The sequence below is a fragment of the Stenotrophomonas sp. YJH_SMC_122 genome, from assembly GCF_059369535.1.
This window is the reverse complement of sequence record NZ_JCAFST010000005.1, coordinates 275,733-292,868: the sequence shown is the minus strand read 5'-3', so window position 1 is coordinate 292,868 and position 17,136 is coordinate 275,733. Positions and strand designations below refer to the sequence as shown.

Here is a 17,136-nt window from a genome sequence, read left to right as displayed (position 1 = left end):
TATCGACGTTAAGGTGCGGGATGGGGATCGCTCGGCTCGTCTGTCGGCTGCTATCCGCAGATATCATGTTGACGGTCCCTCCACCCTGGCTCCTACATACCGCGTAGGAGCCGGGAGGAACATACAAGCCCATGCTCGGCTCAGGCATCGTGCCAGGAGCAGCCGGACATGGGCTCGGCTCTACAAGGGCAATTCAACAACGCTCAGCGAAACCGCAGCCCCACGCGCGCGCCACCGAGCGGCGCCGCTTCGATCTTCAACATCGCGCCATGCCGCTGCGCGATCTCGGCCACGATCGCCAGGCCCAGCCCGCAGCCGTCGCCCTCGCTGCTGGACCGGTAGAAGCGTTCCGTGACGCGCGCGCGTTCCGCTTCGGCGATGCCGGCGCCGTCATCGTCCACCCACACCTGCACGCCGTCGGTCTCCTGCCGAACGCCGAGGGTGATCACTCCGGGCGCGGCGCCATAGCGCAGCGCGTTGTCCAGCAGGTTGCCCAGCGCCTCGCGCAGCAGCTGTGGATCGCCCTGTACCTGCACGCTGTCGTCGGGTCCGTCGTAACCCAGGTCCGCGCCTGCAGCCAACGCACGATCGGCGTAACGCTCGACCACGCCACGCGCCAGCGCGGCCAGGTCGAGCGGCTGCAGCGGCAGCGCGCTGCCATGGGGATCTTCGGAACGGCTGAGCATCAGCAGCTGGTTGACCAGATGCTGCAGCCGCGCCAACCCGGCCAGCGTGCCCGACAGCGCCAGCTGCTGCGTTTGCGGATCATGCTGGCGCAAGGAACTCTCCAGCTCCACCTGCATCGCCGCAAGCGGCGTTCGCAGCTGGTGCGCGGCGTTGCTGACGAAGCGCCGTTGCGCCGCCTGCATCGCGTCCAGTCGCTGCAATAGTGCGTTGTACGCCTGCACCGCCGGCCACAGCTCGCGTGGAGCTTCCTGCGCAGGGTCCAGCGGTGCCAATGGATCCGGCCGCGGGCTGGCCAGCTTCCGTGCGACCAGGTTGGCGTGGCGTGCGGCGGCTCCGGTGCCCGACCACGCCAGCCACGCCGCCAGTGCCAGGATCGCGGCCTGGAACGGGATGCTGGTCAGCAGCAGCTTGCGTTCCAGCCGGTGGCGCTTGCGCAGCGTCTCGGCCACGCGCAGCCGGATGTCATGGCCCGGCCCGGCACTGACCACGACTTCGACCATGCGCACTGGCTGCCCACGCAGGCGCGCATCGTAGTAGACCGCGCCCTCATCGGCGGCAGCGCTCCCCGGGCGCGGCAGTGCTTCGGGCAGGTCGCCATACAGGCGCCCGCCTGCAGCGTCGACCACCTCGCCATGCACTTCGTCGGCGGTGTCCCAGGTGAACATGCGCGATACGGCCGGGGTGATCTCGATCGAAGCGCGGCCATCCTGCACTGTCACCAGCTCGGACAGCGACATCGCCGAGTCCAGCAGCCAGCGGTCGTAGACCTGGCCGGCGTAGAAACGGGCCAGCGCGAACGAACCCACCGCGCTGCACAGCAGCAGCACCAGCAGTGGCAGCCACAGGCGTCTCAGCAGCAGGCCACGCAGGCTGTGCACGCGCTCAGTCACCCACGGCCTCCAAGCGGTATCCAAGCCCACGCAGCATGCGGATGCCGACGCCGGCACGTGCCTGTTCCAGCTTGCGGCGCAGGCGGCTGACATGCACTTCGATCACCGACAGGCTGGCCTCGTGGTCCCAGCTGTACAGCGCGTCGAACAGGCGCTGCTTGGTGACGGTGCGGCCGGGATGCTGCATCAGGGCCTCGACCAGCGACAGCTCACGCGCGGTCAGTTCGATGCGCTGGCCGTCCACCTGCACTTCATTGCGGATGCTGTCGAAGCACAGGCGACCCAACCGCTTCTGCGCAGGTGCGTCGCTGCGGCGGCGTGACAGCGCACGCAGGCGTGCTTCCAGCTCTCCCAGTGCGAACGGCTTGGCGAGATAGTCGTCGCCTCCCCGGTCGAGGCCGAGGATACGGTCTTCTACACCGTCGCGCGCAGTGAGGATCAGCACCGGCAGGGTCACACCGTCGTTGCGCAGGCGCGAGAGCAGGTCGAGGCCATCGACGTCGGGCAATGAAAGGTCGAGCACCATTACGTCATATGGCGCGCTGGCCAGTGCAGCGGGTGCATGCAGTCCGCGCGAAAGGTGGTCGCACAGATGACCCGTGCCCTGCAGGGCACGGATCAGTCCATCGGCCAGGGCGGCGTCGTCTTCGATCAGCAGGATTCGCATTGCAAGCTTCGTGCAAGGTTGGGGCAAGATTGGCGCAAGTGCGTCACCTTACCGTGACGCGCATGAATTTCTCCCCTTGTCTTGCGGCTGTGTTGGCTGCCCTCCTGTGCGCACCTGCGGCATCGGCACTGTCCCTGCAGGAGGCGCAGCGCGCCATGGAAGCGCATAACCCGGACCTGCGTGCGGCGGCGCTGGAGCTGCGCGGGGTGCAGGGCGACGCGCAGGCCGCCGCGTTGCGGCCAGCGGCCGAGCTGTCGATCGGCAGCAGCAAGATCAGCCCGAAGCACGGCATCGGCCCGGGGCGCTGGCAGGACAAGCGGGTGGACAGCACGCTGGGCCTGGGCTGGACCTGGGAGCGCGGTGGCAAGCGCGCATTGCGCATCCGCCAGGCCGATGCACTGCTGGTAGTGGCCGGGCTGGAGATGCTCGATACCCGGCGCCGGCAGCAGGTAGCGCTGCATGAGGCCTACTTCGGCCTGAAGCGCGCGCAGGAGCGGGTGCAGATTGCCGAGGCCAACCGCCAGAGCTCGGCCGAACAGATGGCGGCAGCCGACAAGCAGGTTGCCACCGGGGCGATGGCGCCGGTCGACCGCGCGCGGCTGGCGGTGGACGACCTGGCGGTGGCCGACGCGGCGCGCGAGGCAGTGCTGGATCTGCGTGATGCGCGGCATGCGCTGGGCCTGCTGCTCGGCCGTGACGACAGCGGCGACCTGAGTGCCGATGATCCCTGGCCCGACCCCGCAGCCGTTGCCGCAACGCGCGCGTTCGATCCGCAGCAGCGTGCCGATCTGCGTGCGGCGCGTTCGCACCTGGCCGCGGCCGATGCCGGTGTAGCACTGGCGCGCAGCGAGCGTCATCGCGACGTCCAGCTGGGCGTGGAAGCCGAACGCGAGCCGACCGACATCAGCGGCGTCACCTGGGGTGTGTCATTGACCATCCCGCTGGGCGGCCCGTCGCGTGCACGCGGCGCGATCCAGCGTGCCGAGGCCGACCGTGACAGTGCCGCGCTGGAACTGCAGGTGCTGCAGCGCGAAGCGCGCGCCGAACTGGACCAGTTGCAGGCCAGCGCGCAGTCCGCCGCGCAGCGTCGCAGCGACTATGAAGGGCTGCAGTCCGACGCTGCACGCAAGGCGGTGCGGGGCATCGAACTGGCCTACCGCCGCGGTGCCGCCAGCCTGACCGATCTGCTGGATGCGCGCCGTAGCTGGCGCGACTTCGAGGCTGCGCTGATCGAGGCGCGTGCCGACCATGCCATTGCGTTGGCGCGCTGGGAAGCGGCCACATCCGTTGCTGAAGGAGAGTCCTGATGAAGTCCACTGTCGCCCATCGCCTGCGGGCGCGACACGCCGTGCTGCCGGCCTTGCTGGCGCTGGCGCTGCTGGGTGGCTGCGGCCGCGAGCCGGCCTCGTACATCGAGGACGCGCCGCAGATCAGCGGCGGCCAGATCCAGTTTCCGGCCGGCAGTCGCCAGCTGGACGTGCTGCGCAGCGAGGCGGTGACCGCCGGCGCCAGCGCCAGCCTGCAGCTGCCGGGTCGGGTGGCCTGGGACGAGACCCGCTCCAGTGCACTGCGCACGCCATTGGCGGGGCAGGTGGCGCGTATCGATGCGCAGCCGGGGCAGAAGGTGAAGGCGGGCCAGGTGATCGCCTGGATCACTTCGCCCGAGTTCGGCCAGGCCCAGGCCGACGGCGTGCGCGGCCGCGCCGAACTGCAACAGGCCCGCAGGGAACTGGATCGCATCCGCGAGCTGCATGCGGCGGGTGTGGCATCGGGCCGTGAACTGGACGAGGCCGAGGCCAACTTTGCCGGGAGCCAGGCCGATCACGCACGTGCGACCGCCTTCGCCAAGGCGTATGGCAATGGCCTGCACGTCGACCAGCGCCTGCCGCTGCGCGCCCCCATCGACGGCGTGCTGGTGGAACGGCGGATGAGCCCGGGCATGGCGGTCAGCCCCGACAGCGAACAGCCGTTGGCAGTGATTGGCGATCCGGACCGCTTGTGGTTGCTGCTGGATGTTCCCGAGAGCCAGGCAGGGCGCTTGAGGGCGGGCATGCAGGTGAGCCTGGCCGGCGCCGATGGACGGCCGCTGCAGGCGACCCTGCAGCACGTGGATGACTTCGTCGACAGCGAGCGCCGCGTGGTGCAGGCGCGCGCCGAGCTGGACAACCGGGCACGGGCATTCAAGGCCGGCCAGTACGTGCGTGCGCAGGTCGCGTTGCCGGCCGAGGGCGGTGTCTCGCTGCCCGACGCTGCGGTGCTGCTGATCGACGGCAAGCAGGTGGTGTTCGTGGAGGAAGCAAAGGGCCGCTTCGTGCGCCATGCCGTGCACGCCGAGGAACTGGGTGACGGCCGCCTGTGGGTGCGTGAAGGCCTGGCGGCGGGCAGCAGGGTGGTGGTCGAGGGTGGCCTGCTGCTGCAGCAGCTGGTGGACAGCGCGCCGGCAGCCGCCAGCACCGGCACGGGGCACGCCGCCCCATGATCGATCGCCTGATTGCCTATTGCCTGCGCCAGCCACTGATGGTGATGCTGGCGCTGCTGCTGTTCATCGGCGCTGGCATTGCTGCGTTCCGCGTGTTGCCGGTGGAGGCCTTCCCGGATGTGTCCGATACCCAGGTGACGGTCGTATCGCTGCACCCGGGCCGCGCCGCCGAAGAGGTCGAGCGCGAGGTGACGATGCCGCTGGAAGTGGCGCTGTCCGGCATTCCGCATTCGGTGCGGGTGTTCTCGCATACCCAGTTCGGCCTGTCGATGATCATCCTGACCTTCGACGACAAGGCCGATGACTACTTCGCGCGCCAGCAGGTGCTGGAGCGCCTGCAGGGCGTGGAGCTGCCGGAAGGGGTAACCCCGGAGCTGGAGGCGATGAGTTCGGCGGTGGGTGAGATCTACCGGTACGTACTGAAAGGCCCGCACATGACGCCGACCCAGTTGCGCACCGTGCAGGAATGGACGATGGAGCGCAGCCTGCGCACCGTGCCGGGCGTGGCCGATGTGATCAGTTTCGGCGGCTTCGCGCGCACCTTCCAGGTCAAGCCGGACCTGGACAAGCTGCGTGACCGTGGCATCAGCCTGGGTGAGTTCGCCGAGGCGCTGGAGAAGGGCAGCTCGAATGCCGGCGGCGGCTACGTGGAACGCGGCCAGCAGCAGTTCCTGATCCGTGGCGTGGGCCTGATGCGTTCGCCGGCCGACATCGGCAACGTGGTGGTTGCGCAGCGCGGGGGCACGCCAATCCTGGTGCGCGACCTGGCCGGCATTGCCGACACCGGCCTGCCCCGGCAGGGCCTGGTCGGCCAGGACGACAATGACGATGCGGTGTTCGGCATGGTGCTGATGCGCAAGGGCGAGAATCCGTCCGACGTGCTCGACGCCCTGCATGCGCGCATCGCGGAGATCGAAGCCAACCAGCTGCCGCACGGGGTCAGCATCGAGCCGTTCTACGACCGCTCGTGGCTGGTCTCGACCACGCTGAAAACCGTCTTCCGCAACCTGCTGGAAGGCGCGGTGCTGGTGTTCCTGGTGCTGTGGCTGTTCCTGTACAACGCCCGCGCCGCACTGATCGTGGCGGCGATGATGCCGCTTGCGCTGCTGTCGACCTTCCTCGGCCTGCATCTGTGGGGCGTGCCGGCCAACCTGCTGTCGCTGGGGGCGATGGACTTCGGCATCATCATCGATGGCGCGGTGATCGTGACCGAGCACATCGTTTCGCGGCTGTCGAAGCTGCCCTCCGCAGCCGACCGGAAGGCGAGGTTCTCGACCATTCTTTCAGCTGCATCGGAAGTGGGGCGGCCGACGTTCTTCTCGATGCTGATCATCATCGCCGCGCACATCCCGATCTTCACCCTGCAGCGACAGGAAGGCCGCATGTTCGCGCCGATGGCGTACTCGGTGACCTCGGCATTGATCGGTGCGTTGATCCTCGCACTGACCGTAGTGCCGCTGTTCTGCTACTGGTGGCTGCGGCGCGACCGCATGCGCGATGGCAATCCACTGATGGACCGCCTGACCAGCTGGTACAAGCCGATCCTGGAACGCGCACTGGCCCGCCCGCGTGCGGTGGTGCTGACTGCGGTTGCGCTGCTGGTCGGCACGCTGGCGCTGGGCACCCGGTTGGGTTCGGAGTTCCTGCCCGAGCTGGACGAAGGATCGATCTGGCTGACCGCAACGCTCGACCCGAGCACCAGCCTGGCCGAGGCGCAGCAGCAGTCGCGGCGCATCCGCGAGCTGGTCGGCACCTTCCCGCAGGTATCGACGGTGGTGGCCAAGCTCGGGCGCCCGGAGGATGGCTCCGATGCCAAGGGTGCCAACCAGATCGAGGCGCTGGTGGCGTTGAAGCCGGAGGAAGAGTGGCCTAAGGGCGTGGACAAGCGGCAGCTGGTGAGCGATCTGCAGCGCACGCTGGAGCAGCGCATTCCAGGGCCGGAGTTCTCGATCTCGCAGCCGGTGCGCGACAACATCCTGGAGAGCATCTCGCAGATCAAGGGCCAGGTGGTGATCAAGGTGAGTGGCTCGGATCTGGACGTGCTGAACCAGCAGGCGCAGGCGATCCTGGCCCAGGTGCGTGCGGTGGACGGCGTGGAAAGCGCGTTCATCGATCGCGACGGTTCCCTGCCGCAGCTGCAGATCGACATCGACCGCGACCGCGCCGCGCGCTATGGCTTGAACGTGCGCGATATCGACGCGGTGATCGAGACTGGACTGGGCGGGCGCCAGGTCGGCGAGCTGTGGGAGGGTGACCGCAGGTTCCCGATCACCCTGCGCCTGGACGATGCCGATCGTGACCTGCAGCGGCTGCGCACGGTCCCGGTCGGCATCGGCGATGGCCACACGGTGACACTGTCCGACGTGGCCGATTTCCGCATGGCCAGCGGCGCGATCAACATCTCACGCGAGAACGCACAGCGGGTGAAGGCAGTGAGCATCTTCATCGCCGGGCGTGACATGGGTAGCGTGGTGGCTGACATGCGCAAGCGCGTGGAGGCCAGCGTGCAGTTGCCGGAAGGCTACCGGCTGGAGTGGTCCGGCGAGTTCGAGAACCAGCAGCGTGCGATGAAGCGGTTGGGCTGGGTGATTCCGCTGTCGGTGCTGATCATCTTCGTGCTGCTGTTCGATGCCTTCAAGGACATCAGCAGCGCGGCGCTGATCCTGGCCAACGTGCCGCTGGCGATGATCGGCGGCATCCTGGCCTTGTGGTTGACCGGCATCCCTCTGTCGGTGTCGGCGGCGATCGGGTTCATCGCGTTGTTCGGGCAGTCGGTACTGAACGGGGTGGTGATGCTCAGTCGCTTCGCCCAGCTGCGCGAGCAGGGCATGGACCTGCTGCAATCCGTGGTGCAGGGCTCGCTGCAGCGCCTGCGCACGGTGCTGATGACCGCGCTGCTGGCGATGTTCGGTTTGCTGCCGATGGCGACCTCGCATGCGATCGGTGCCGAGACCCAGAAGCCGCTGGCGGTGGTGGTGATCGGTGGCCTGCTGTCGGCGATGCTGCTGACCCTGCTGGTACTGCCCACGCTGTACTACTGGGTACACCGGCGCCGCGAGGACCGTAGCGCCTGACCCAACTGTAGAGCCGAGCCCACGCTCGGCTGCGTCTGGCCTTCGCGCGAAGAGCAGCCGAGCGTAGGCTCGGCGCTACCGAATCCCCGCGCCACGCGCAGATGCGATCCACGCCATGCGTGGATGCCGTCCGCGCGACCTACACCATCCCACCGTTGGCGCGCAGTACCTGGCCATTGATCCATCCGCCATCGGCACCGGCCAGGAAGGCCACCGCACCGGCGATGTCCTCTGGCGTACCCAGCCGCTCCAGGGGGGGCATCTTCGCCAGCCGCTCGATCAGCTCCGGCGATTTTCCATCCAGGAACAGCTCGGTAGCGGTCGGGCCCGGCGCCACGGCGTTCACTGTGATGTTGCGCCCGCGCAGTTCCTTGCTGAGGATCGCGCCCATCGTCTCCACCGCCGACTTGCTGGCCGCATACACGCTGTAATTCTCCAGCCGGGTCCCGACCACGCTGGTGGACAGCGTGACGATGCGCCCGCCGTCGCGCACCCGTCGTGCACTTTCGCGCAGCACATTGAAGGCGCCCTTGAGGTTGATGCCGATCACCCGCTCGAACAGGGCATCGTCGGTGTCGGCCAATGGTGCCAACTGCAGTACGCCCGCGCTGTTGACCACCACGTCGATGCCGCCGAAGCGGACTTCGATGGCATCGAACAGCCGCCGCACCGCCTGCGGATCGGCGACATCGGCCTGAAGCGCGATGGCCTGCGCGCCGGCTGCGCCGAGTTCGGCCGCCAAGGCTTCGGCGTCGTCGCGGCGGCCCGCATAGTTGATCGCGACCGCGTGGCCGTCGGCGGCGAGCCGGCGGGAGATGGCGGCGCCGATGCCACGGGAGCCGCCGGTGACCAGGGCGACAGAGCGGGCGGGGGAGAGGGTCATGGTGGCTTCCACTGGGGCACGCCGGAGCGGCGCAGGGCCATCTTCGCGCCATCGCACGTTCGGATAATCCTGCATAATCCGCCAACATCATCCGGATAGCCGAACAATGGACCGCTTCACGGCCATGCGCGCCTTCGTCCGTATCGTCGAGCGCCGCAGCTTCACCCGGGCCTCCGAGGACCTCGGGCTGCCGCGCGCCACGGTGACCGACGCGATCAAGGCGCTGGAACTGCGGCTGGGCGTGCGCCTGCTGCACCGGACCACGCGGCAGGTGGTGCCGACGCTGGAAGGCGAAGCCTTCTACGGGCGGTGCCTGCGCCTGATCGCCGACATGGACAATGCCGAGGCCGCGTTCCGTGACGCGCCGCCGCGCGGCCCGTTGCGCATTGAAGTGCACGGCACGCTGGGCCGGCACCTGCTGTTTCCGCAGCTGCCGGACTTCCTGCAGCGCTACCCGGAGATCGAACTGGACGTCAGCGAAGGCGACCGCTATGTCGACCTGCTGCGCGAAGGCGTGGATGCAGCGTTGCGGGTGGGGACGCTGGCCGACAGCGATCTGGCGGCGCGCCGGTTGACGATGCTGCGCGAGGTGACGGTGGCCTCGCCAAGCTATGTGCAGGCCAGGGGCGCCCCGGGCAGCATCGATGCCCTGCAGGACGGCCACCAGATGGTCGGCTACCGCTCCAGCGCCAGCGGCCAGCTGATTCCGCTGGAGTTCCAGCAGGATGGGCAGGTGCGGTACCTGCCGCTGCCGGCGCGGGTGCGTGTGTCCGGCGCGGATGCGTTCCTCGGGGCCGCGCTGGCAGGCCTGGGCATCATCCAGGCACCTCGCTACCGGATGGACCCGTATATCGCGCGCGGGCAGCTGGTCGAGCTGTTGCCTGAGACGCCGCCGACGCCAAGCCCATTGAGCCTGGTCTACCCGCGCAACCGCACGCCGTCGCCACGGTTGCGGGTGTTCATTGACTGGGTGGCCGGGGTGTTCGACTCGTCCGAGGGTGCCGGCCAGCGGCCGGCACTATCGACGCAGCACGCGAAGCTGTCCGACTGCAGGGGGTAGTGCCGGCCGCTGGCCGGCATCACAGCGCTGCCAACGACCCCTGCATGCGATGGAAACTGCCATCGGTGGCGGTGAACCAGGCCAGCGAACGCCCGCCGACGAAGTCATCGACATGCACCACCGATGCGCCATCGGCTTCCAGCCACGAAATGGCATAGACCCCTTCGCTGATCTGCTGCCACTCGCAGGCGGCTTCGCCCTGCACACCGGCATAGGCGCCGGAGACGATGGCGTACTGCACGTGGCGGCCATCGGCGCTGTAGATGTTGTCAGCGGCCAGGCGGTCATAGCGGACGCGGAAGCGGCGGCCGGCGAACAGCGGCAAGGCGGGGGCAGTGTTCATCGGATCGCCACCGGGTTGATGTTGACCTGGGTCGAGCCGACATACAGCGGTTGGCCGAGCACGAACAGGAATTCCCAGGCCTTGTCTCGGACCAGGGCACGGCTGTCGATCAGCTCCAGGTTGTAGATGCCGCGCTTGGCCAGCATGTACTGGTTGACCGGAAATTCCTCGGCACCGTTCGGGTTCGGGTAGACCTCCGAGGCCCAGGTGTCGCCACCGAAGGCGACGATGCCCTGGTCGGCCAGCCACTTCGCCGCCTCCATGCCGATACCCGGTTCCACTTCCAGGAATTGCGTGTTGTCCTTGCCGATCAGTTCCAGCCAGCCGGTGTTGAACAGCACCAAGTCGCCCTTGCGCAGGCTCAGGCCCTGCTTCTTCAGCACGGCCTGGATGTCGGCCACGGTGAACTCGGTGCCGCCGGGCACGATCGCCTTGCCGTAGTGCGCGGTCATGTCCAGCACCACACCGCGGGTGACCATCGGCGGCACCTTCTCGACGCCGAGCTTGCGCACGCCGTCGACGGTGACGAAGTCGGCGGCCTTGTTGCCGTTGTAGTAGACGTTGTCGATGCCGATATGGCCGATGCCATTGAGCTGGGTGCCGACGCCGGTCCACGCGTTCACCAGTTCATCGTTGAAGGTGAACCTGTTGGGGCCCAGCGACCTGCCGGCCTGCTGGCCGACCTGCACGTTGTACAGGCGGAAGCTGCGGTGGCGGAACGCGGGCAGGTTCTTGTCCACCGGCACCGCCAGCGGATAGGTCTTGCCGGTCCTGACCAGCGAGACCGCGCGCTTGACCACATCCGCGGTCAGCAGGTTGGCCGCGCCGATCTCATCGTTCGCGCCATAGGCAGAGGGATACCAGTCCTCGGCGGTAGCCTGGAGAGACAGCGGTAGGGTAGCCAGTGCAAGCGCGGCCAGGGTCTTCATCTTCATGGCAAAGCTCCGGTAACGGTCAGGCCGCCGCGGCGGCGCCGGCATGGGCCGGGAAGTGCGGCAGCACGTACTCGGCGATTTCGTGGAAGGTCTCGGCCAACGGCCGTTCGTTGCGGCGGAACTGTAGGCTGATGTGGTCAACGCCGGCGGCCTGCAGGGCATTCAGTTCGCACAGCAGGGCGTTGCGGCCGCCGCGCAGGCCGAAGCGCCAGCGCTGCAGGGGGGCATTGGCATCGGCCACCAGGTCCAGGTGGATGAAGCTGGCATAGGGCTTGTTGCCGGCCACGGCGCGCCAGGCCGCCACGCGTTGCGCATGGTCTTGTGGCGTGCCCGGGTAGGCCAGGCAGCCGTCCATGTGCTGGCCGATCCACGCCGGTTGCTGCTGGGCCAGGCCGGCCACGAACAGCGGCAGGGCCGGGCCATCCGCGGGCAGCACGTCCAAGCCCTGCGGCAGGTGGGCGGCGGCGCCTTCGCGCAGCAGTGCGATCTGCTCGCGGAAGCGGCTGCCACGGCTGTCGAAGTCGCGGCCGAACAGTGGGTACTCCACCGGGCGATCGCCACTGGCCACGCCCAGCAGCAGGCGGTCGCCGCTGAGCCGCTGCACGCTGCGCGCCGACTTCAGGGTCAGCAACGGCTCGCGGATCGGCAGCACCACCGCACCGGTACCCAGCAGGATGTGCTCGGTGATGCCGGCGAGATAGCCGAGGTAACTGAACACCTCGAACACCTGCGCCGCATCGCCGAAGGCCGGGTCGTACACCGGCACGTCGCGTACCCACAGCGCGCGGAAGCCGAGGCGGTCGGCCAGCCGTGCCAGCTCCGCATGGCGCTGCAGGTCCGGTTCGCCGGGCAGGCGTCGCGCGGCGCGTCGCGCCTGTTCGCCCAGCGGCGTCCAGTCATTGTCCAGCGGTGCTTCGATGCCGATGCTGAAACCCCCGGCCTGCAGCCGCGCCAACGCACTGCACATGGCGAGGCGCCTCAGTCCCAGGCCGGGGCCAGGCCCGGCGGATCGACTTCGCGGCCGTTGCGGTCAAGCGCGGCGATCGCGGCCATGTCATCGGCATCCAGGTGCAGGTCCTGGGCGAGCAGGTTGCTGGCCAGGTTCTCGCGCTTGGTCGAGGACGGGATGACCGAGTAACCCAGTTGCAGTGCCCACGCCAGCGCGACCTGGGCCACGGTAGCCTGGTGCTTGCCGGCGATGGTGGCCAGCACCGGATCCTTCAGCACCTTGCCGTAGGCCAGGGTCATGTAGGAGGTGACAGTGATGCCTTGTTCCTGCAGGAAGGCGGTCAGCGCCGGGTTCTGCAGGTAGGGGCTCAGTTCGATCTGGTTGGTGGCGATCTCGCCGGCGCCGACCACCTCGATGGCCTGCCGGGTCAGTTCGATGTTGAAGTTGGACACGCCGATCTGGCGGGTCAGGCCCAGCGTCTTGGCTTCGGCCAGTGCGGTCATGTACTCGCGCACTTCAACGCCATTGCCCGGCGCCGGCCAGTGGATCAGCAGCAGGTCGACGTACTCGGTGCGCAGCTTGGCCAGGCTGTCGCGCAGGCTCGGGATCAACTTGTCGGCGGCGTAGTTGTCGACCCAGATCTTGGTGGTCAGGAACAGCTCGTCGCGCGGGACGCCGGATTCGGCGATGGCCTGGCCGACCTCGGCTTCGTTGCCGTAGATCTGCGCCGTGTCAACCGCACGGTAGCCGACGTCGAGGGCGTTGCGCACCGAGTCGATGACGGTCTGGCCGGTCAGGCGGAAGGTGCCGACGCCAAAGGAAGGAACGCTCATGATGGACTCCAGGGACTTCGTAGAGAGCCGGCGGGCTCGGGACAGGGCGAAGTGTGGGCGCTTTACATTTGTTGATTAAGCCGTGTATACGGGAAATGCTTTTGCAGCGAGGTAAATAATGAAAACCACCCTGGATGAGCTGAAGGCCTTCGTGGCGGTGGTCGATGGTGGTTCGATCACGGCGGCGGCCGAGGCGCTGGAGCTGACCATCTCGGCCACCAGCCGCACCTTGGCGCGGTTGGAGGACAAGCTGCAGACCACGCTGCTGCGGCGGACCACGCGGCGGCTGGAGCTGACCGAGGAAGGCGCGGCGTTCCTGGAGTACGCGCGCACGATCCTGGCCACGGTCGACGAGGCCGAGGAACAGATGGCCGCGCGGCGGCTGCAGCCGGTCGGGCGCCTGCGCGTGGACGCCGCCACGCCGTTCATGCTGCACGTGATCGTGCCGCTGCTGGAGGGCTTCCGCGAGCGCTACCCGCAGGTGGAGCTGGAGCTGAATTCCAACGAGGGCATCACCGACCTGATCGAGAAGCGTACCGACGTGGCGTTCCGCATCGGCGTGCTGCGCGATTCGAGCCTGCATGCGCGGCCGATCGGCCACAGCCGCATCCGCGTGGTGGCCAGCCCCGAGTACCTGCGACGGCACGGCACGCCCACGCGGGTGGAGCAGCTGCGCGAGCACGACCTGCTGGGCTTCACCCAGCCCAGTTCGTTGAACGAATGGCCGCTGCAGGATGCCGATGGCGGTCCTTTCGTGATTGAGCCGGCGATTGCTTCGTCCAGTGGCGAGACACTGCGCCAGATGGCGGTGGCCGGGCTGGGCATCGCCTGCCTGTCCGACTTCCTGACCCGCCAGGATCGGCGTGACGGCCGCCTGGTGCAGTTGTTCGCCAGGCAGACGCAGGAGGTGCGGCAGCCGATCAACGCGGTGTACTACCGCAACACCGCGCTGGCCGCGCGCATCACCTGTTTCGTCGACCACGTGACGCAGACGCTCGGCCAGCGTCCGTTTGACGAATAAGGCGGGGTAGAGCCGGCCGCTGGCCGGCTTCCGGGACCTCGCAACTGCCGGCCAGCGGCCGGCACTACCAGCTGCGTATCACCTGTTGCGTGGCCCATGCATGGAGGGGTAGAGCCGGCCGCTGGCCGGCTGCCGGTTCCCCGCAGCTGCCGGCCAGCGGCCGGCACTACCAACTGCGCATCATCTGTTGCGTGGCCCATGTACGGATGGGTAGAGCCGGCCGCTGGCCGGCTTCCGGGACCTCGCAACTGCCGGCCAGCGGCCGGCACTACCAAGCTGCGTATCACCTGTTGCGTGGCCCATGCATGGAGGGGTAGCGCCGGCCGCTGGCCGGCGTTATCGCTTGTGCAGCGCACGCCGATTCGCGATGTGCGCGCATGCCAGCAGCACGCCACCGCTGGCCGTCGCCACGCCGTGCCAGAGCAGCGATTCCTTCAACGGCAGGTACAGCGAGGACGACAGCAGCAGGATGGCGCCGACGCACGCCAACCGCAGGGGGCGCCAGTACCGATGCCGATGCGCCCCGGCCGAGGTACTCACCAAGGCAAGCGACGAGGCCAGCAACGCGAACAGCCACTCCCAGCGCGACATCATCAGCAGCAATGTCATTGCGCCATGGCCGGGATGCTGGAACGAGCGCAGCGCCATCATCGCGGCCGGCACGAAGGCCAGCAGCAGGGGCAGGGCGATGCAGTGGGCGGCGCAGGCCAGCGACAACCAGGCCCCGGCAAGATCGAACCGGGGGTGCCAGCGTGCCGAACGTGGCGGCTGGGCCAGGGCCCTTGCGGGCGTCGTGGGGATGTGGTCCATAATGTTACATAGTAACAATAGGAATCTCCCCCATGAAGCGTTCTGCTGCTCTTTTCCTGCTGCTGGCGGCCAGCACCGCGCAGGCCCATGACGTCCGCCAGTTGGGTGCGCATGTGCACGGCCAGGCCACCGTCGATGTTGCGCTTGACCAGCAGACGCTGGAATTCGTCCTGCAGGCCCCCGGCATCGGCATCCTCGATTTCGAGCGGCCGCCGGCCAACGCAGCCGAGCAGGCCGCGCTGGCGCGTGCGACTGCGCTGCTGCAGAGCGGCAGCTGGGTCACCCTGCCAACCGCGGCGGGCTGCCGTCTTTCCGGCAACGATGCCAAGGCCGAGGGCTTCGATGCGCCGGCTGCCGCGCCGCCGTCAGGCAAGCACCGGCACGCGGGGTTCAGCGCAACGCTGCAGTACCACTGCGCCAGGCCGGCCGAGCTGCGGGCCATGGTCGTGCGCCTGCCCGCACTGTTCCCGGGCCTGCACGAAGTGATCGTCAACAGCGCCACCGCACGTGGCCAGAACCGCAGCGTGCTGACCACGGACAACCTGCGCGTGGTGCTGGCACCGTGAGCAGGCCACCGGTGATCGCGCTGGATGGCGTGCAGTTCGGCTATGGCCGGCGCCTGGTGCTGGACGTGCCGCGGCTGTGGATCGAGCAGGGCAGCAGTGTGCTGCTGCGCGGAATCAGCGGTGGCGGAAAGAGCACGCTGCTGGGCCTGTTGGCGGGCGTGTTGCTGCCCGGCAAGGGCAGCGTCGAGGTCGCCGGCCACGCGCTGCAGGCGATGCGCGGCGCCGCGCGCGACCGCTTCCGCGCCGATCACCTGGGTGTGATCTTCCAGCAGTTCAACCTGCTGCCGTTTCTCAGCGTGCGCGACAACATCGCGCTGGGCCTGCGCTTCTCCCGCGTGCGCAGCGCGCGCATCAGCGGCCCGCTGGATGCCGAGATCGCCCGCCTGCTGCAGGCCCTGCAGCTTGACCCGGCGCTGATGCCGCGGCGCGCGGGTACGCTCAGTGTCGGTCAGCAGCAACGCGTGGCGGCGGCGCGCGCCCTGATCGGCCGCCCGGCGTTGCTGCTGGCCGATGAGCCGACCTCGGCGCTCGACCGCGACGCCGCCACTGCGTTCCTGCAGCTGATGTCGGCGCAGTGCCAGGCGTCCGGCACCACCGTGCTGGTGGTCAGCCATGACGACAGCCTGCAGCCGTTGTTCGACTGCACGATTGCCCTGTCTCAGATCAATCAGGCAGGTGCCGGACATGCTTGAGCTTGCCTGGGCCAGCCTGCGCAGCCGTGCGTTGAGCGTGGGTCTGACCGTGCTGGTCATCACCCTCAGCGTGGTGCTGCTGCTGGGTGTCGAGCGCGTGCGCACGCAGGCACACGAAGGCTTCGCCAGCACCGTGTCCGGTACCGACCTGATCGTCGGTGCGCGTTCGGGGCCGGTGAACCTGCTGCTGTACTCGGTGTTCCATATCGGTGACCCGACCAACAACGTGTCCTGGCAGTCCTACCAGGCGCTGTCCGCGTTGCCGCAGGTGACGTGGGCGGTGCCGCTTTCGCTGGGCGATTCCTGGCGCGGCTACCGCGTGGTCGGTACCAGCGATGGCTATTTCGAGCATTACCGCTATGGCGCCGGGCATGCGCTTGCGTTCGCGAATGGACGGCCGTTCGATGACCTGTATGACGTGGTGATCGGTGCCGAGGTGGCGCAGGCACAGAAGGTCGTCCTCGGCGATGAGATCGTGCTGGCGCACGGTACCGGCGCGGTCACGCTGGCCACGCATGCCGACAAGCCGTTCCGTGTTGCCGGCATCCTGCAGCGCACCGGCACGCCGGTGGATTCGTCGCTGCTGGTCTCGCTGGCGGCCATCGAGGCGATCCATGTCGACTGGCGCTCGGGCGTGCAGCTGCGCAGCCAGAGTGTGAGCGCCGAGCAGGCGCGTCATCTGGACCTGACCCCGACCAGCATCACCGCCTTCATGCTGGGCTTGAATTCGCGCATTGCCACGTTCTCGGTACAGCGCAGGATCAACGAGTATCCGGACGAGGCGATGCTGGCGATCCTGCCCGGCGTCACGCTGCAGCAGCTATGGCAGTCGCTGGGCACCGCCGAGCGGGCGCTGCGGCTGATCAGCGCGATGGTAGTGGCACTGGGCATGGTCTCGCTGGTGGCGCTGCTGGTCTCGACCCTGCAGGAGCGGCGGCGCGAGATGGCGATCCTGCGTGCCGCCGGGGCATGGCCGGGTTACATCGCCAGCCTGCTGGTAGTGGAAGCGGTGGCGACCAGTGCGGTGGCGTGCGTGCTGGCCCTGTCGCTGCTGGTGGTCGCCAGCATTGCCGGGCGCGGCTGGGTACTGGCCACCTTCGGACTGTCGATCACCCATGCCTGGCCGGATGGCCGGGAATTGGCATGGGTTGCGGGTGTGCTGCTGATCAGCGCGGTAGCGGGGCTGGTGCCGGCGTTGCTTGCTTACCGGCGCACCTTGGCCGATGGCCTTTCAGCGGGAGGCTGAG

At 68.3% G+C, this 17,136-nt stretch carries 16 protein-coding genes; 8 read left to right on the top strand and 8 right to left on the bottom strand.

From position 1 onward, the window contains the following. Positions 1-203: 203 nt before the first annotated feature. Both AC5P66_RS09725 and AC5P66_RS09720 read right to left on the bottom strand, forming a co-directional pair. Entirely contained in the window at positions 204-1,577 is a 1,374-nt protein-coding gene (locus tag AC5P66_RS09725) for a sensor histidine kinase (RefSeq protein WP_049439425.1), read from the bottom strand. Next, positions 1,570-2,244 (bottom strand): response regulator, encoded by a 675-nt coding sequence (locus AC5P66_RS09720; RefSeq protein ID WP_049411549.1) that lies wholly within the window; start codon positions 2,242-2,244, stop codon positions 1,570-1,572. The genes AC5P66_RS09725 and AC5P66_RS09720 overlap by 8 nt, the downstream gene beginning before the upstream one ends. 62 nt (positions 2,245-2,306) lie before the next feature. On the opposite strand from AC5P66_RS09720, the gene AC5P66_RS09715 reads away from it, so the two are divergent. From AC5P66_RS09715 to AC5P66_RS09705, 3 genes are read left to right on the top strand one after another with little or no spacing between them, the layout of a single operon-like run. After that, the gene (locus tag AC5P66_RS09715) at positions 2,307-3,551 is read left to right on the top strand and encodes a TolC family protein (RefSeq protein ID WP_495216254.1); all 1,245 of its coding nucleotides are present in this window, start codon (positions 2,307-2,309) and stop codon (positions 3,549-3,551) included. After that, positions 3,551-4,723 (top strand): efflux RND transporter periplasmic adaptor subunit, encoded by a 1,173-nt coding sequence (locus tag AC5P66_RS09710; protein ID WP_099496042.1) that lies wholly within the window; start codon positions 3,551-3,553, stop codon positions 4,721-4,723. Before AC5P66_RS09715 ends, AC5P66_RS09710 begins: the two co-directional genes overlap by 1 nt. After that, positions 4,720-7,797, top strand: a complete 3,078-nt coding sequence (locus AC5P66_RS09705) for an efflux RND transporter permease subunit (protein ID WP_495216253.1) — start codon at positions 4,720-4,722, stop codon at positions 7,795-7,797. Before AC5P66_RS09710 ends, AC5P66_RS09705 begins: the two co-directional genes overlap by 4 nt. Positions 7,798-7,936: 139 nt before the next feature. Here the strand turns inward: AC5P66_RS09705 and AC5P66_RS09700 are convergent, their stop codons facing one another. Then, positions 7,937-8,680, bottom strand: a complete 744-nt coding sequence (locus AC5P66_RS09700) for an SDR family oxidoreductase (RefSeq protein ID WP_100478411.1) — start codon at positions 8,678-8,680, stop codon at positions 7,937-7,939. A 106-nt stretch (positions 8,681-8,786) separates the two neighbouring features. Here AC5P66_RS09700 and AC5P66_RS09695 point away from each other — a divergent pair, with 106 nt between their 5' ends. After that, the gene (locus tag AC5P66_RS09695; RefSeq protein ID WP_263467705.1) at positions 8,787-9,740 is read left to right on the top strand and encodes a LysR family transcriptional regulator; all 954 of its coding nucleotides are present in this window, start codon (positions 8,787-8,789) and stop codon (positions 9,738-9,740) included. Positions 9,741-9,759: 19 nt separating this feature from the next. Here AC5P66_RS09695 and AC5P66_RS09690 read toward each other — a convergent pair whose 3' ends face one another. The 4 genes from AC5P66_RS09690 to dkgB are packed head-to-tail and all read right to left on the bottom strand — an operon-like array spanning position 9,760 to position 12,800. After that, positions 9,760-10,083 (bottom strand): MoaF-related domain-containing protein, encoded by a 324-nt coding sequence (locus AC5P66_RS09690; protein WP_111096302.1) that lies wholly within the window; start codon positions 10,081-10,083, stop codon positions 9,760-9,762. Further along, complete coding sequence (locus AC5P66_RS09685; protein ID WP_263467704.1) at positions 10,080-11,018, bottom strand: cyclase family protein; 939 nt, start codon at positions 11,016-11,018, stop codon at positions 10,080-10,082. Before AC5P66_RS09685 ends, AC5P66_RS09690 begins: the two co-directional genes overlap by 4 nt. A 19-nt stretch (positions 11,019-11,037) precedes the next feature. Further along, on the bottom strand, positions 11,038-11,985 hold the full coding sequence (locus AC5P66_RS09680; protein ID WP_495216252.1) for a TIGR03571 family LLM class oxidoreductase: 948 nt from the start codon (positions 11,983-11,985) through the stop codon (positions 11,038-11,040). Positions 11,986-11,996: 11 nt separating this feature from the next. Further along, entirely contained in the window at positions 11,997-12,800 is an 804-nt protein-coding gene (gene dkgB, locus AC5P66_RS09675) for a 2,5-didehydrogluconate reductase DkgB (protein WP_263467702.1), read from the bottom strand. Positions 12,801-12,918: 118 nt separating this feature from the next. Here dkgB and AC5P66_RS09670 point away from each other — a divergent pair, with 118 nt between their 5' ends. Continuing rightward, entirely contained in the window at positions 12,919-13,821 is a 903-nt protein-coding gene (locus AC5P66_RS09670) for a LysR family transcriptional regulator (protein WP_099487083.1), read from the top strand. 336 nt (positions 13,822-14,157) lie between these two features. Here the strand turns inward: AC5P66_RS09670 and AC5P66_RS09665 are convergent, their stop codons facing one another. Further along, positions 14,158-14,631 carry a MerC domain-containing protein gene (locus AC5P66_RS09665; RefSeq protein WP_100478212.1) on the bottom strand — a complete coding sequence of 158 codons (474 nt, stop codon included), beginning with the start codon at positions 14,629-14,631 and terminating at the stop codon, positions 14,158-14,160. A gap of 32 nt (positions 14,632-14,663) precedes the next feature. Between AC5P66_RS09665 and AC5P66_RS09660 the strand changes: the two genes are divergently transcribed. The 3 genes from AC5P66_RS09660 to AC5P66_RS09650 are packed head-to-tail and all read left to right on the top strand — an operon-like array spanning position 14,664 to position 17,135. Next, positions 14,664-15,197 (top strand): ZrgA family zinc uptake protein, encoded by a 534-nt coding sequence (locus AC5P66_RS09660; RefSeq protein ID WP_100478211.1) that lies wholly within the window; start codon positions 14,664-14,666, stop codon positions 15,195-15,197. Further along, a complete protein-coding gene (locus AC5P66_RS09655; protein WP_263467701.1) occupies positions 15,194-15,889 on the top strand; it encodes an ATP-binding cassette domain-containing protein in 696 nt (231 codons plus the stop codon). The genes AC5P66_RS09660 and AC5P66_RS09655 overlap by 4 nt, the downstream gene beginning before the upstream one ends. Further along, positions 15,882-17,135 (top strand): ABC transporter permease, encoded by a 1,254-nt coding sequence (locus tag AC5P66_RS09650; RefSeq protein WP_263467700.1) that lies wholly within the window; start codon positions 15,882-15,884, stop codon positions 17,133-17,135. The genes AC5P66_RS09655 and AC5P66_RS09650 overlap by 8 nt, the downstream gene beginning before the upstream one ends. Position 17,136: the final 1 nt, after the last annotated feature.